Below are 14,449 nucleotides of genomic sequence, written 5' to 3'. Positions count from 1 at the left end.
GGTTCAGTCCCACAACGGAACGAGCACCTGACACACCTCTTCCAAAAAACGTCTATCCTCCTCAGTGAAGGCCGCCAACGTGTGGGAATCGATGTCCAGCTCCCCCAACACCTGTTCACCCTTCATCAAAGGCACAACGATTTCCGACTTGACCTCAAGACTGCACGCCAGGTAGTTCTCCTCCTTGCTCACGTCCTGGACGACCACAGTCCTCCGTTGTGCTGCCGCTTGACCACAGACCCCCTTCCCAAACGGAATGCGCACGTGTTCGGTGGGCGCGCCGGCAAACGGGCCAAGCACAAGCCAGTCACTGCTGCCTTCCACCAAGTAGAACCCCACCCAGTCAAAATGGCGCACCTGCTCCTTGAGCATGGTGCAGATCGCCTGGAGCTTCTGCTCACGCCCGGAGGGCCACTGCACGATGCTGGCTATGGTCCGGAGCAGGGCCGCATAGTGCGCGGGCAGAGCGACCGAACTCCGGCTGGTCGATGATTGGTGCAGCTCGTCCCAGGTGCGGAACGCCCGCCGCAGATGGGGTATGGTGATGGACCCGCCCACCACCAGGCCGATGGCCAGGGCTTCTTCTACCTCCTCGCTGGTCACCTTCTCCTCGTGACATCGAATCAGATGATAGGTGACGCAGTCATCGCAGCGCAGCACTAGCGAGGCGACCAGCCCCAGCAGCTCCTTTGTCCGCGCCGGCAGCACTCCCGGGCGATATACCTGCGCGTCCAGGCTGTAGAAGCGCTTGGTTGCCAGCCCAGCGTACTTCATCACAATGCGGTTCAGGTGATCTCTTTCTCTCTTGAACTGCCCGATCCGATCTTCGCCCATAAACACTCCTCAGCTGCCTCTGTATCTTGGCATGCCCTGAACAGTCAAGGGCCGCGCAGAGACTACAGACTGGCGTAGTCATCGTGGAGGGTCCAGCGCCCCAAGAATCGCGTGAAGACTTCGCATATTGACGATAGTCGAGGCTGCCAAAGCTTCATCTCCACCCGCCCGGGGCGCATCGACGGCCGGCCGAGCACGACCCGCTACACCTCGTTGCGTCCCCGTGTCCCAATGCACGCCGCCAGGTTCCGCACCCGCCACGGTGTCCCGCGAGGGGGCTCCCCGCCTGTCAGTTTGAAGGGGGGAAAACAACACTTGCCGCCTCGAGCACCCCAACTGGCGAAGCAGTTTTCCTCCGGGAACCCACTCTAGCTGCCGAACATGGGACTGCGCCTCGTGAAGAAGCTCCTTGCTTTAGCAAGAAGCGCCTCCGTGACGAGGAGTGCCTTGTCGCGCCCTGTATGGGTCATCCCCCGACTTCAGGGAGGGCCGTGGCTGGGGCGCCCAGCGTCAGCTCCATCCCCTCATACACCGCAAAGCAGGACAGGTGCGGTTCTTCATCGCGGACGGCTCGCCGACACTCTTCCACGATCTGCTCCAGTGCGTGGTCGGTGCGGTCCTGATTGTGGTGGAAGAGGCCAAATGCTTTTACCTTGGCCGCCATTGCCAGACGGAGCGCGTCGGTGTAGGTAGAGTGCCCCCACCGACGTGTCACCACGTATTCTTCCGGAGTGAACTCCGCGTCGTGAATGAGCAAGTCCGCACGAGCGCATGCTTCTGCGTAGTCGTCGAAGCTCAGCCCGCCGGGGTGCCGAAAGGCCAGCTCATTGTCCGTAAGAAAGATCAGTACATGTCCCCCTTCCTCAAACCTGTACCCCACGCCTCGGTTCGGATGGCTGAGGTAGATGGTGCGGATTGTCACGCCACCAATGGCAAGGGGTGTGGCATCCAGGCTATGGTAAGAAATGTGCGCCTTGAATGCACGTAAGTCCACGGGAAACGTTGGGGCTCGGAGTGTCTCGGACAGGAGATCTTGCATCGAGTTATGGGTAAAGGGGCAGCCATAGATGTCCAGGGTGACCTCACTGTCATAGACAGGCCGGAAGAAGGGGAGGCCCATCACGTGGTCAAGGTGCGTGTGGGTAAGGAACAGGTGATAGCGCTTCTCGCCCCGCGTCAGGAGTTGGTGGCCCAGGCGCCGAATGCCGGAACCAGCGTCTACAATGAGCGTGTGGCCTTCGGCACTGCGGAGCTCTAAGCACGTGGTGCTCCCGCCGAAGCGCAGGTATTCGCTCCCGGATACAGGGATAGACCCCCGTGCGCCCCAACAGCGGATGACCATTCTCGGACTCTCCTCAGCGACATACATGCAAAGCTGTTCGGACTCAGTAGTAAACTCGCTCCATCACCACTCTGCCGTCGTGATCGAAGCTGACGCCTTCAAGCTCCAACAGGACGCGTTTCATGGCCATCCCGCCGCCGAATCCGCACAGGCGGCCGTCAGCCCCAACGACGCGATGGCAAGGGATGACGATGGGAAAGGGGTTTGTAGCCAAGGCCCTGCCCACTGCGCGCGCGCCACCTGGCTGACCCAGATGCTTTGCTACCCGCCCATAAGTGCTTACCCAGCCACGCGGGATACACCAATCCGCACGCAACACTTTTTGCTGAAATACAGGGCAACGGTCGAGCGCCAGCGCCTCCAGTGGCAATTGCAGCGCTTCCCCGCTTAAGAACCGCTGGATGCCCTCCGCCAAATCGTCCACCTCTGCACAGTGCGCGGGCAGGGCAGTGGGATAAAGGTTTTGCACCTCCTGCTCCATCCCGGGGAGAAAGATCCTCAGCACGCGATGTGACCCATCTTCCTCCTGCCATACCAATTTCACCTCGCCCAGGACAGTCGGCACGTCGATGCGATGGACGTTGTTCATGAGCCTCCTCTTCGGTTTTTCCGTCACCCGGGCGCGCAGCGGGCACTGCTGCCAGGATAGCACTCAAGCCCTGGCCTCCGCCTCACGCCAGGAGGGCCTGGGCCGCTGCGACAATCTTCTCCACGTTGGGCAGCGTCTCGGCCTCCATGGCCCGCGCATACGGGATGGTCTGGGCGGTACAGACGCGGGCGAAACGAACATCCAACCCCGCCTCGAGGACTGTGGCCGCAAGTTCGCCGGAGAGCCCACAGTCTCGGTAGTCTTCGTCAACCACCAGCAGCCTCCCGGAGCGCCGCACTTCTTGGCAAACCGTGTGGCGGTCAAGCGGGTTGACGCACCTGAGATCAATGACACCCGCTGAGATGCCCTGCGCAGCCAAAACCTCCGCCGCCTGCAAGGCCTGGTGCACACCCAGCGCCAGCGTGGCGATAGTGAGGTCACTGCCCTGGCGGCGAACTAGTGCCTGTCCCAAGGGGATTGCTTTCCACCGTCGCGGCGCCTTGCCGCGCACCCCTGCTGCTGGCAGGTCAAAGTGCACGGTGGAGCGGCCCCCCGTCCCTAAGAACTCCAGCCACTTTTCCGATAGCATCTTATGTTCCAGGAATACCACAGGTCTGCCGTAGTCCAGCGCCCCCAACAGCAGGCCTCCTGCATCTTCCGCAGTAGCGGGGACCACCACGGCCAGCCCTGGAATGTGGGCCAACCACCCCCAGAGGCTCTGTTCGTGCTGCCCACCGTCACCATACCCGCCCCCGCAAGTGGCGCGCACCACCAGTGGCACTTGCCAGGCCCCGCCTGACATGGCCTCCACCTTGGCGGCATGATTGACCAAGGCGTCGGCCGCCACGGCCACGAAATCAATGAGCATCACCTCCACCACTGGGCGCAATCCCGCCATCGCGGCTCCCACTGCCGCGCCCACAAAGGCGGCTTCGCTGATGGGCGCAGCCCGCACCCGCCGCTCGCCGAAGCGGACAAACAGCTCCAGATGCAGGGTGTGCACATCCTCGCCGATAAGGATGATGCGCTCGTCATCGGCCATGGCCTGAGCCAAGGCTGCATCCACGGCCTCCGAGAAGCCGATCTGTCTATTTGGCGACCTCGCCATCTGCCTACACCTCCGCCGCCCTGAGGACGGTTCGGATTTCTTCTTCTACTTCTGCCTCCGTCCTGCGCAGACGCTCCTGGTCCCCGGCGAGTTTTGCCCGAGCCTTGCGCAGCGGGTCGCGCGGATGCCGGAGGCCAGGCGCAGCGGTCTTGCCAATGATGCCGAGGAGCGCGCGCAGCGCGTCGGCCCGCTCCCCAACGCCCGCACCTTTCCTGCCAGAGACGGCGCGAAGGGTAGGCGGCAGCACCTCACGCAAAGCTGTACCCGGTTCACGCACCACCCGCACAAGCGCATCACCTAAGAAATGACCCTCCAGGCGCGGGCAGGTGGCCAGAAGGAAGTAGGGGCCCCGGCCATGCCGGCAGTGGCCGATGGCGTGGTCGGCCGCCTGCCAAACCGCCTCCACGTCGCTCCCATCCACCTCCGACACCGGCATCCCGAATCCCTGGGCCCTCTGTGCCAGCTCTCCACCGGTCACAGCCGCGGTGCGGGTGGTAATGGCCCACTCATTTCGCTTGCACACAAAAAGAACCGGCAGCTTCCACGCCACAGCCAAGTTGAAAGACTCCAGCAGCATCCCCTGGTTCATAGCGCCGTCGCCGAAAAAGGCTACGGCAATGGCCCCGGGGCGTAAGAACAGGGCAGCGAGTGCAAAGCCCAAGGCCAAGGGAGCCGTGGCGCCCACGATGCCCGTACTGGCAATCAGGCGTTCTTTGGAGAAGAGGTGCATATGTCCACCTCTGCCACCACACAGTCCGCGGGGGTCGCCCAGCATCTCGCGCAACAAACTCACCAAATCCACGCCGCGCATTACCAAGGGCGGCGTACCACGGTGGTCCAGCAGCAGCGCATCGCCCTCACTCAGGTGGGCAACCACGCCTGCGGCCACACCTTCCTCCCCCACACCCAGGTGCATCTCGCCCGAGATGCGGCCCTGCTCCCACAGGCGCTTGACCGCTTCCTCAAAACGCCTGCTGCGAAGCATCTGCCTATAGAGCCACCAAAGGTCAGGACCAATCACCGCTCACTCCTTCTCGGCGACCTCGCACCTGGCATCGACGGAGGCTTACTCCACACCCGCGAAGCCCTGAATGTCCAGATTGGTGAGACCAGCCTCGCGTGCCCAGGTCACCGCCTCTCGGTATTCATCAACGGTGAGCCGCCGCGCGATCTCCGGATAGGAAAAGGCCTTGTACATCGGCCGGTACTGGGACATGATGTTAACGTATGTATCCTTGGGCAAATGCGTAGCGATCCACTCCACTACCTCTTTGGTCCCTGCCACGCGATTGGGCATCACCAGGTGGCGGATCATGAGCCCCCTGCGCATCAGGCCATCAGGGCCGGGATGAGCCACCCCCACCTGGCGGTGCATCTCCAAAAGTGCCGCCTTGGTCACCTCCGGGTAACTCGCCGCGCCAGAGGAGTACTTTGCTGCCATCGCCCCGCTGGCGTACTTAAAGTCAGGCAGGTAGATATCCACGATGCCATCCAATTGCTGCAGAATCTCCACACGCTCCCAGCCGCATGTGTTGTACACCAGAGGCACACGCAAGCCTTTGGCCGCAGCAAGATCCACGGCGCGGACGATGTGCGGCGTATAGTGGGTGGGTGTCACCAAGTTAATGTTGTGGCACCCCATCTTCTGCAGCCGCAACATCATTTGCGCCAACTCGGCAATCTCTTTGACCTCTCCCTCGCCCTCCTGGCTTATCTGCCAGTTGATGCAAAAAACACAGCGCAAACCACAATTGGTGAAGAAGATCGTCCCCGAGCCACCTTTTCCCACCAGCGGCCGCTCCTCGCCAAAGTGCGGATGAAAGGAGGCGATCTCCAACTGCGCAGAGGCACGGCAGAAGCCCCTGCTACCCTCCAGCCGATTGACGCGGCACTGTCGGGGACACAGCTGGCAGCTTCGCATGACCTCCCACAGTTTTTCGCCCCGCTCCCGTAGTTCGCCGCTGCGGTGGAGCTTGAGGTAAGCGGGCTCCCACGTCTGTATGCGCTCTTCGCTGGAGGAGCTTTCCTTCCAGGCCTTCGGCCCCACCAGTGAGAAGACGGACGCGCTCGCTTTCCCCAGATGAGCGAAGCAAAGCCCCGTACAGGCGGCGAGAAATTCACGACGGGACAGCACAGACGTCACCTCCTATTGTCCCCGTGGACCAGACGAGGTCACCGGCTGGTGCGGCAATGGAGCACCCTCTGCGGCAAGACCAAGCCGAGCATAGATTGGCTGGATACCCTTGCGCAGACGGGGCAACTGCCGCAGCGACACAGCCGCTAGCGCCATGCAGACGCCTCCGCAGAGCACCAGTGTGGCAGGGGCTCCCACCTTGCTTGCCAGCGCTCCAGACAGCAGGTTGCCAAAGGGCATCATCCCCATGAACGCCATTGTGTAAAGGCTCATGACTCTCCCCCGCTTATCGTCTTCGGCGATGGTCTGCAACATGGTGTTGCACGAGGCCATGCTCACCATCATGCCGAAGCCGGTGAGGGCCAGGAGCGCGTAGGAAAGCCAGACCGCGCGGGACAGGCCGAAGCTCATCAGTCCGAGGCCAAAGGCACAGGTGGCACGAACAATCCAGCGCCCAAGGCCCACCACCGTGGAGCGGGCAGCCAAGGTGAGCGCTCCGGCAAGAGCCCCTAGTCCGGCGGAGGCCATCAGAAACCCCAACGTGTGCGGCCCGCCATGCAGGATATCGCGCGCGAACACGGGCATGAGCACCAGGTACGGCATCCCCACCAGGCTCACCACACTGATGTAGAGCAAAAGCGCCCTGATAGGCTCACTGTGCGCCGCATAGTGTATCCCCTCGCGCATTTCGCGCAGCACAGGCAAAGCACGCTCTGTGCCTCGTTGTCTTTGAGTCCGCATCAGCAGCAACGCCCCGACCACGGCCAGATAGCTCAAACCGTTGATGACGAAACAGAGCCCCTCGCCAGTTGCGGCAATCAACATCCCGGCAAGCGACGGTCCAACCAGCCTGGCCCCATTGAACATGGAGGAGTTGAGCGCAATGGCATTGCCCAAATCCTCCCGGCGCTCCACCATGTCCAGCACAAAGGCCTGGCGAACGGGGGCATCCAACGCATTCACGACGCCGAGAAAGACGCTCAAGGGTACGATCTGCCAGAATGCCACCACTCCAGTCAGCGCGAGTGCTCCCAGGGTCAGCGCCTGGACCATCGCCAACAGCTGCGTGAGAATCAAGAGCTTGCGCCGGTCGAAGCGATCGGCCAACACCCCGGCCAGAGGGGTGAACACAAACGCCGGTACGAGTCCGGTGAAGCCCACCACCCCCAGCAGAAAGGCAGAATTAGTGAGCCTATAAACCAGCCATCCCATTGCCGTTTGTTGCAGCCAGGTGCCGATCAAAGAGACCCCTTGCCCGGCAAAATACAGCCGGAAGTTGCGATGGCGCAAGGCCCGCAACACAAAACCTGCCCCGGTACCTGGTTTGCGCACCACTCGGCCTGTCTCGCCAAAACGCTGCACCACTCACCGTCCCTCAGAGCCGCGTTTCTCCGCCTCCCTAAGAGGGGCAGCAACACATCGGCTGTTGACCACAGCCACACGAGCCATGTTTCTTGCCGAAGAGGGCCTCCCACATCAGCGCCACAGCACACCCGACCCCAGCTCGTACCTCAATGGCACCGGCCACACAGTTGAGCTGGCAGGCGCCGCATTCGATGCAGCGTTCAGGGTGCGCGAGTTCAGCAAGGCCATCCCTCTGCACAAACACCGCGTGCGGACAGACCAAAGAGCACATCCCGCACCCGGTGCACAAAGAGGGGTCATACCGCAACGTCGTTGAAGTGTGAACGCTGTCTAACATCCGATCTCCGACTTGACGTGTGTCCTTTGTAAATTTGCCTTCATGCCACTCGCAAAATAGCCATAGTCACGATTCCGACGAGGGAGATAACCCCCATGCCGGCCATCAAGGGTACGTAACGAAGGATCTCCCGTTCCACCCCACTTCGTGACGTGACTGGGGTGGCCCCGGTGAAGTTCAAGCCCAAGAAGGCAACGACGGCGGGGACGCCCAAGGCGGTGATGCCCACCCAGGCCCATCTCCCTGCTGGAGAACTCACGCCGCTCTTTGCCAAAACAAGGGCCAAGGCCAATGGCAGCCAGGCCAGCAGGCCTAACACGAAGCCCTTGGTGCTGAAATTGGGCGTCGGCAGCCACGGCAACAAGGTGGGGAAGAGCACCGTGCCCGCCACGACTGCTATCGGGGCCGCAAGCGCTGGAAGCCATCCTCCCGCAAACCACAAAATGACCGCGGCCACTATCATGGGCACAAGGGAGTGGACGAATTCCACAGGGATAAGCACCAGGCGGTCGCGCAGCGCAAACCGCACGCGCCGCATTTCGGGTGTGGCCCGCCCTGTGTCGAGATACGTCGGCAAATCTGCGGCGCGCACCGGGCCGAACTCCACAGTAAAGCCAGCCACTTCTGCCACGAGATGGGCGGCGACACCACTGGCGCCAAGCTGGGGCACGATTACCCGGCGATGGCTCACCACCCGGGCCAAATTGGTGGCGAGAATGCGCCTCACCAGCTCCTCCGTGCCAAAGGTTCCCTTGCCCGCCGCGCACCACACGTTGATGCCTTCGGTATCCAGCACCAGAATGTAGGCGTCTCTTCCCCGCAGTGCGGAGCGCAAGGCGTCGAAGCTCAGGGTGTAGTTAGCTGTCACCAGCACGGGCGACTGCGCAGTTGGTGAACCCAGCGCATAAAGACCTGGTTCCACCCGATGCGCGCGCCGACGCACACCTAATCGAGCCACAACGTGGTCCAGACGATTGGCCCAGGAGATGGTGCTAGTAGTCGTGTGTATCGAGGTCTGCTCTGAATGCTCTCTTTTCATCCGCGTCTATCGTGCGAGAAGTCTGCCTAACACGTCTCATTGGCCCCGGCATCTACCGCCGAGCCCCGTCGCATATCAGTGAGCTGTCACCTTGGGCCACCGAGGTTGCTTTTCCGCCCTCGTGACCTCACCCTGTGAAAGTAATTCCCAGCCACCCGAAGCCACGCCACCCGGGCTCATTGAAACCACGGGAGGAGGCTCACCCCTTCATAGCACGCCCAGCGGGTAGCCAGACCAACGAGAATAGCCCAGAGCATACTCGCCAGTGTTCCCACCAGGTAGTACTCGGCGAAACGGCGATCCTTGAGCTTCTCGAACCTCGTTATGGACTTTGCCGTCAGTATCAGACCAAGGGCTGTGTATTGACCGAGAAGGACAAAGGTGATGGTCATGGCCCGCTCCAGCGCGCCGATCAGCGCTCCGGCTCCCGGCACGCCACCCCGCGCCCACACCCGGAGCCGACGGAGAACCGCCAGCACAACGTAATGCCCCACGTAGACGGCAAGGCAGTAGCCGAGCACACAGACTACCCCCTGAGCAAGAACGCGCGCGAGCCACATGTCAAGCATGAGTCCTTTACTTTCAAATATCAAGGCCTGGTGCTTGACGAACGGTCAGGCGCGCCAGCAAGGCGTTCACCGTCCGTTCGCCCTCTAACAAAGCGTCCCATTTTGCCCCGCGGAGGACCTGCGAGACTGCCTGTTTGGACACACCAAAGTGCCGGCCTACTTCTTCGTACGTCAACTCCGGGTGCATGCGGTAGAAGCGAGCCATCTCCCGCTGCCGGATGGTCCATCGCTCCTCCAGCGCTTGGATGAGACCGAGCAGGGCATTGACGACCTCCACTCCCTGTGTGCGGCTCTCGTCCGCCCGGAGGAGGATGGTCCGCTGCTGCCGCTTGCATGCGTTCAGGGCTTCGCGGGCGCGATAGAACGCGGTACCGCGCATCCCCCCTTCCTCATGGGCCAGCCTTTCCACCTCCCCCACTCCCACCCCGCAGTACAAAGACGCTGGTGTGGTAACGCGGAGGTAGAGGCACACCGCATAGGCATTGGTCGCATCCTGCAGCGCTCCCTGGAACTCATCGCCCACCGTGGGGCGAAATGGCAGCAACAGATCGCTGGCAAAGCGCGTGTTCACCCCTTCCAGCGCTCCGTTGAGTGCTTGGAAAACCTCAGGCCAGTTTTCCAGTTGCCGCGACCGCTGCACGTCGCCAATAATGACACAGTGCTCCATTGCTTCCTCCGGACTCCGTTGACATGACCCCACTCATGCCCGGCGCAGGACCCGCCCGGGTAAGCAACCTGTGTGTTCCTCGTTGTAGATGACCAGGCGCCCGTTCACCACCACGTGGACAACGCCCACCGGGTACTGGTGCGGCTCGGTGAAAGTCGCCCGATCTCTAATCTGACGCGGATCAAAGACGACAATATCCGCATAAGCCCCTTTGGCCAGCACACCTCGGTCTTGGAGGCCGAACACCTGAGCAGGAAGCGACGTCACCCTGCGCACAGCCTCTTCCAATGGGAGTATGCCGCGCTCGCGCACGTAGTAGCCAAAGTACCTGGGAAACGTACCATAGAAACGCGGATGCGGATTTCCTTTGCCCAGAATGCCGTATGGGGCGACCGCTTCCCCGTCAGAGCCCACCATGGTCAAAGGGAAAGCGAGGACTCGCTCGGTGTTTTCTTCGCTCATCGCGAACCCGCACATGGCCACCTTCCCTTGCGCCTCGATCAAGAGCTGGCGCACCACCTGGCACGGGTCCGCACCGCTCTCCTCTGCAAGCTGCTGGACCGTTTTCCCTTGCGCCGCAGGGTTTCCCTCGCCTCCTACCTTGGTGATGAGCACACGGTCCCAGGAGCCCAGGGCTGCCACCCGCTCTTCCAGGTGCCTGTGCATCTCCTCCCACTGGGCATCGTTGTGCAATCGGGCCACGAAATCCTCGTCGCTCCCTTCCCGCGCCCACATGGGAAACATCAGCTTCAAGGTGGTACCGTAGGCGGTGTAAGGGTACCGGTCACAATGAACCCGCAAGCCCTGCCGGCTCATCTGCTCCAAGCGCTCCAAAAGACGGGGTGTTTTGTGCCAGTTTCGCTGCTGGCAGGCCTTGAGGTGCGACACTTGGAGGGGCACGTCCGCCTGCTGCGCAATTTGGATGGCCTCCTCGAGGGCTTCCTCCACCCGCACATCCTCGTTGCGCATGTGCGTAGCGTAGAGCCCACCGTACTTCCTCACCACTTTACACAGCTCCACAATCTCGGCGGTGCTGGCGAAACAGCCCGGGGTGTACTCCAGCCCTGTGCTCAAGCCAAGGGCTCCCTGCTCCATTGCCCTTGCCACTTCCCTCTTCATCGCCTCCAGCTCGCCGGTCGTGGGGGGACGGTTGTCCACCCCCATCACCGCTTCGCGGATGCTGCTGTGGCCTACAAGCGTCGCGTAGTTCAGCGCGATCTTTTTCTGCTCCAGCCTGCGCAGAAAACCCTCGGCGTCCTCCCATTCAGCCTCAACCTCGAACTCCTGACGCAGCTCCTCCCTGTTGCGCTCGGCCCCCTTCCCGTACAACGGGAACGGACTGGCGCCGCAATTGCCAGCTATCTCGGTAGTGACCCCTTGGCGGATCTTGCTCTCCGCCTTGGGATTGACCAGCAGCCCCACGTCGGTGTGGCTGTGGACGTCGATGAAGCCGGGAGTCACCGCGAGGCCACGCGCCTCAAGCACCATGCCGGCCGAGGCATGGGAGAGGTCACCAACCGCAGCAATCCGTTCGCCACGGATCCCGACGTCGCCCACAACAGGCGGCCCGCCACGCCCGTCATAGACCCGACCGCCTCTGATGATTAGGTCGTACTGCTTGCGAGTGCAGCTGGGCAGCCACGTTCCTGCGGCGCCCGTGGCCCCGACGAGCCCCACCGTCCATGCAGCCGCACGGAGGAATTCGCGCCGAGAAAAGTCCTCCATCACGCTCTCTCCATTCGCTATCCCAGGACCTTTAATACCACCATGGTCAAATCGTCGCTCTGAGGCGCATCTCCGCAGAAAGCGGTGACGTGTTCATGGATGCAAGCCATGATCCCCGCCGCTGGCAAGGCCCGACATTCACGAAGAACCGAGACAAGGCGCTCCTCGCCATATTCCTCCTCTGCCCCGTTAAGTGCCTCACTGACGCCGTCAGTGTACATAAGCAAGACATCGCCGGGGTACAGCGATACTGTGCCCGCCTCATAGGACACATCGCGCATCATCCCAAGAATCAGGCCGCCCTCCTCGAGCGTCTGCAACTGCCCGTTAGCGCGAAGCAGCAATGGCGGATTGTGCCCCGCGTTGCAGTAGGTCAGGCGCTTCTCCTCCAGGTCCAATTCGCCGTAGAAAAAGGTGATGAACTTACTCAAGTCAGTGCTGGCGTGAACCAGGTGGTTCATCTTTCCGACCATTTCGGCCACATTACCATGCGCAACGGCCAGGGCCCTAAGAGTCGCCTGCAAATTGGCCATCAGGAGCGCTGCTGGGGCGCCCTTGCCCGACACGTCGGCGATGGCAAGCCCGCAATGGCGTTGGTCAAACAGAATCCAGTCGTAGTAATCGCCCCCTACCTCGCGCGAAGAGACGTTCATGCCCGCCAGGTCAAAGCCGGGGAGAACCGGTGTATGGGCCGGTAGGAGCCGCTGTTGAATCTGCTTGGCGATTGCCAGCTCCTCTTCCATGCGCTGCTTTTCCAGAGCCTCCTGGAAGAGCCGTGCGTTCTCCAGACAGATCATCGCATAGTTGCCCAAGGTACTGACGAACTCGATGTCATGAGTTGAGAAGGGCACGTCGTTGAGCTTCTTCCCCACGACGAGCAGGCCCTTCGTCTCATCGTTCACGCGCATCGGCGCAACCAGCGCTAACCCAAGCTTTTCCAAAGCATCGCGAACCTCAGGTTCCTGACACTCCTCCACAAGGAATGGCTTTTCGGCCGCGCACAGTCGGCGCAATACGGGGCTCCCTTCCTGGCAGTGGATGGACAGCTCTGACGCCCCCCCGCCGCGGTCTGCTACCATCTCCATGCGATCCCTCTGGCGCACGAACACCGCGCAGCGGTTCACCATGAGTTCACCCATCACCGCATAACTGAGCAGCGCCACGATCTTGTCTCTGTCCAGGGTGGCGGTGAGCTCTTTGCCAATGTCAAAAAGTGTGTTCAGCTCCTGAATCTTCTTGTCCAGCGCGCGGTTCACTTGCCGCAGCTCTTCCACAATGAGGCCGTTTTCGACTGCCGTGGCCGCAATATTGGACAGCGACCCCAGGAACTCTAACTCTGCAGCCGTGTAGGGCGCGTTGGTGATTTTCGGGCCGAAGCAGACCATGCCCGCGGTGCGGGTACTACTGACCAGCGGCACCAGCAATTGAATCCCGTGCTGCCGAAAAAAGTCATAGGCCGGGAGTTGCGAGGCGTAACCTTCGTCGAGGAGTGTGGGACCGGCCGCCGGGATCTCCATTTCCACCATTTTGCCCATCAGCTCGCGTGGCATCCCCTTGACGGTCTGCACTGTGCATCGTCCATGGCCGTCAGCGATCAGGGCCATCCCCTTGCTGATCATCAGCCTTCCCATGGGCGTCAGGAGCAGGTTATCCAGGATGGTCTTGAGATTCAGGGAGGAGTTGAGCACCTGGCTCATCTCAAACAGTGCCTGCAGCTCCACCAGGCGGGCGTCTAGCTGCCGCGCGATGCTCTCGTCCGTGTCGGCAGGAGTTTTGCGCTTAGCGTCCACTTTTTCTTGCCTTCTTGAGAGCACCGCCGTGCGCTCCGGGGGAATTGCGCTTTATGAAATACTTCACCATGCGCACCTGATTGCGCACTCCCGGCTTGATGTCAAAGCTCACCTCGTCCATCAGGGTACGCATGAGGTAGATTCCCAATCCTCCCACGCGCAGCTCAGCCAGGTACTCTTTCATGTCTGGCATCTTGATGGAAGAAGGGTCAAAGCCCTTGCCGTGATCTGTCACCACAACCGTGAGTTTGTCATAATCGATTTTGACAACGATGTCCATGGGCTTGTGCGCGTCGCGCTCGTAGGCGTGCTTGATCACGTTGGAGCATGCCTCGTCCACTGCCATCTCGATCTTGGTGGCGTCCTCATCATCGAAGCCGACGCGCCTGGCGATGTGCCCGACGAAATTGCGGATGATCTCCAGGTTCTCGGTCTGGCTCAGGAGGCGAAGGCGATATCGTTTCACTGCTCGTTGCACGGTGTTCACCATTGGTTTGTTGGACCTGCGGTCGTCTGCGCCTGGACGCTACGACTGCTCACTGAACTTGCGCTGAGCCTCCGTCTCATCCTTGAATATGTCATACAGGGTGGGAAAGCCGAGCAGGTCGAATACGCGAAAGATCTTGTCGCTCATGTTGGTCAACTTGATGTCCCCCTGGTGGGCGCGAATCATCTCGATGAAGCCCATGAACACCCCCAAGCCTGCGCTGCTGATGTAGGCCAGGTCGGTGAAATTGACGATGATCTTGTAGCGCCCCTGGTCTACCAATTGCTGGAGTGCTTCTTCCAATCTGGGGGCAGTGTGAGCATCCAGGTATCCTTGCAGATAGAGGGTGGAAATGGGACCATCATCTTTACGTCGCACCTGAAAACCTTCCATGCGAAATACCTCCCTGCGTGAAACGACCGTGCCAGCTCACCCCTGGGTGGTAAACACCTGCACTGAGCTC

At 61.3% G+C, this 14,449-nt stretch carries 14 protein-coding genes and 1 pseudogene; all 15 read right to left on the bottom strand.

The genetic code is table 11. The features are described from left to right. Positions 1 to 3: 3 nt before the first annotated feature. The 15 genes and pseudogenes from ONB25_02390 to ONB25_02320 all read right to left on the bottom strand — a co-directional run bounded on the left by ONB25_02390 (position 4) and on the right by ONB25_02320 (position 14,379). Positions 4 to 834, bottom strand: a complete 831-nt coding sequence (locus tag ONB25_02390; protein ID MDZ7391735.1) for a carboxymuconolactone decarboxylase family protein — start codon at positions 832 to 834, stop codon at positions 4 to 6. 466 nt (positions 835 to 1,300) lie between these two features. Beyond that, the gene (locus ONB25_02385; GenBank protein MDZ7391734.1) at positions 1,301 to 2,176 is read right to left on the bottom strand and encodes an MBL fold metallo-hydrolase; all 876 of its coding nucleotides are present in this window, start codon (positions 2,174 to 2,176) and stop codon (positions 1,301 to 1,303) included. 43 nt (positions 2,177 to 2,219) lie between these two features. After that, positions 2,220 to 2,507: pseudogene (locus ONB25_02380) on the bottom strand (MGMT family protein). 340 nt (positions 2,508 to 2,847) lie between these two features. Continuing rightward, positions 2,848 to 3,873, bottom strand: coding sequence for a pyruvate dehydrogenase (locus ONB25_02375; GenBank protein MDZ7391733.1), 1,026 nt, complete (start codon positions 3,871 to 3,873; stop codon positions 2,848 to 2,850). 4 nt (positions 3,874 to 3,877) lie between these two features. After that, positions 3,878 to 4,858: a thiamine pyrophosphate-dependent dehydrogenase E1 component subunit alpha gene (locus tag ONB25_02370; protein MDZ7391732.1), complete on the bottom strand. Its 981-nt coding sequence runs from the start codon at positions 4,856 to 4,858 to the stop codon at positions 3,878 to 3,880. 81 nt (positions 4,859 to 4,939) lie between these two features. After that, positions 4,940 to 5,875 carry a radical SAM protein gene (locus tag ONB25_02365; GenBank protein MDZ7391731.1) on the bottom strand — a complete coding sequence of 312 codons (936 nt, stop codon included), beginning with the start codon at positions 5,873 to 5,875 and terminating at the stop codon, positions 4,940 to 4,942. A gap of 144 nt (positions 5,876 to 6,019) precedes the next feature. Continuing rightward, positions 6,020 to 7,372 (bottom strand): MFS transporter, encoded by a 1,353-nt coding sequence (locus tag ONB25_02360; protein ID MDZ7391730.1) that lies wholly within the window; start codon positions 7,370 to 7,372, stop codon positions 6,020 to 6,022. Between the two features lie 34 nt (positions 7,373 to 7,406). Next, on the bottom strand, positions 7,407 to 7,709 hold the full coding sequence (locus tag ONB25_02355; protein ID MDZ7391729.1) for a ferredoxin family protein: 303 nt from the start codon (positions 7,707 to 7,709) through the stop codon (positions 7,407 to 7,409). A 40-nt stretch (positions 7,710 to 7,749) separates the two neighbouring features. Beyond that, complete coding sequence (gene hgcA / locus ONB25_02350; GenBank protein MDZ7391728.1) at positions 7,750 to 8,748, bottom strand: mercury methylation corrinoid protein HgcA; 999 nt, start codon at positions 8,746 to 8,748, stop codon at positions 7,750 to 7,752. A gap of 176 nt (positions 8,749 to 8,924) precedes the next feature. Beyond that, entirely contained in the window at positions 8,925 to 9,308 is a 384-nt protein-coding gene (locus tag ONB25_02345) for a hypothetical protein (GenBank protein MDZ7391727.1), read from the bottom strand. A 22-nt stretch (positions 9,309 to 9,330) separates the two neighbouring features. Continuing rightward, positions 9,331 to 9,984, bottom strand: a complete 654-nt coding sequence (locus tag ONB25_02340) for a SatD family protein (protein MDZ7391726.1) — start codon at positions 9,982 to 9,984, stop codon at positions 9,331 to 9,333. 33 nt (positions 9,985 to 10,017) lie between these two features. Next, a complete protein-coding gene (locus tag ONB25_02335) occupies positions 10,018 to 11,709 on the bottom strand; it encodes a D-aminoacylase (protein ID MDZ7391725.1) in 1,692 nt (563 codons plus the stop codon). A 17-nt stretch (positions 11,710 to 11,726) separates the two neighbouring features. After that, positions 11,727 to 13,499 (bottom strand): SpoIIE family protein phosphatase, encoded by a 1,773-nt coding sequence (locus tag ONB25_02330; GenBank protein ID MDZ7391724.1) that lies wholly within the window; start codon positions 13,497 to 13,499, stop codon positions 11,727 to 11,729. Next, positions 13,489 to 13,977, bottom strand: coding sequence for an ATP-binding protein (locus tag ONB25_02325; GenBank protein MDZ7391723.1), 489 nt, complete (start codon positions 13,975 to 13,977; stop codon positions 13,489 to 13,491). Before ONB25_02325 ends, ONB25_02330 begins: the two co-directional genes overlap by 11 nt. A 48-nt stretch (positions 13,978 to 14,025) precedes the next feature. Next, positions 14,026 to 14,379 (bottom strand): STAS domain-containing protein, encoded by a 354-nt coding sequence (locus ONB25_02320; protein MDZ7391722.1) that lies wholly within the window; start codon positions 14,377 to 14,379, stop codon positions 14,026 to 14,028. Between the last annotated feature and the right edge of the window lie 70 nt (positions 14,380 to 14,449).

This window comes from candidate division KSB1 bacterium, from assembly GCA_034506335.1.
Lineage (GTDB): Bacteria > Zhuqueibacterota > Zhuqueibacteria > JANLFK01 > Oleimicrobiaceae > Oleimicrobium.
Note: the sequence above shows the minus strand (reverse complement) of the source record. Positions and strands in the feature narration are given on the sequence as shown.

Coding starts and splice junctions, on each gene's coding strand:
- ONB25_02345 (MDZ7391727.1), bottom strand. CDS start 9,308: ATGTGGCTCGCGCGCGTTCTTGCTCAGGGGGTAGTCTGTGTGCTCGGC.
- ONB25_02385 (MDZ7391734.1), bottom strand. CDS start 2,176: ATGGTCATCCGCTGTTGGGGCGCACGGGGGTCTATCCCTGTATCCGGG.
- ONB25_02335 (MDZ7391725.1), bottom strand. CDS start 11,709: ATGGAGGACTTTTCTCGGCGCGAATTCCTCCGTGCGGCTGCATGGACG.
- ONB25_02370 (MDZ7391732.1), bottom strand. CDS start 4,858: ATGCTTCGCAGCAGGCGTTTTGAGGAAGCGGTCAAGCGCCTGTGGGAG.
- ONB25_02355 (MDZ7391729.1), bottom strand. CDS start 7,709: ATGTTAGACAGCGTTCACACTTCAACGACGTTGCGGTATGACCCCTCT.
- hgcA (MDZ7391728.1), bottom strand. CDS start 8,748: ATGAAAAGAGAGCATTCAGAGCAGACCTCGATACACACGACTACTAGC.
- ONB25_02390 (MDZ7391735.1), bottom strand. CDS start 834: ATGGGCGAAGATCGGATCGGGCAGTTCAAGAGAGAAAGAGATCACCTG.
- ONB25_02320 (MDZ7391722.1), bottom strand. CDS start 14,379: ATGGAAGGTTTTCAGGTGCGACGTAAAGATGATGGTCCCATTTCCACC.
- ONB25_02340 (MDZ7391726.1), bottom strand. CDS start 9,984: ATGGAGCACTGTGTCATTATTGGCGACGTGCAGCGGTCGCGGCAACTG.
- ONB25_02375 (MDZ7391733.1), bottom strand. CDS start 3,873: ATGGCGAGGTCGCCAAATAGACAGATCGGCTTCTCGGAGGCCGTGGAT.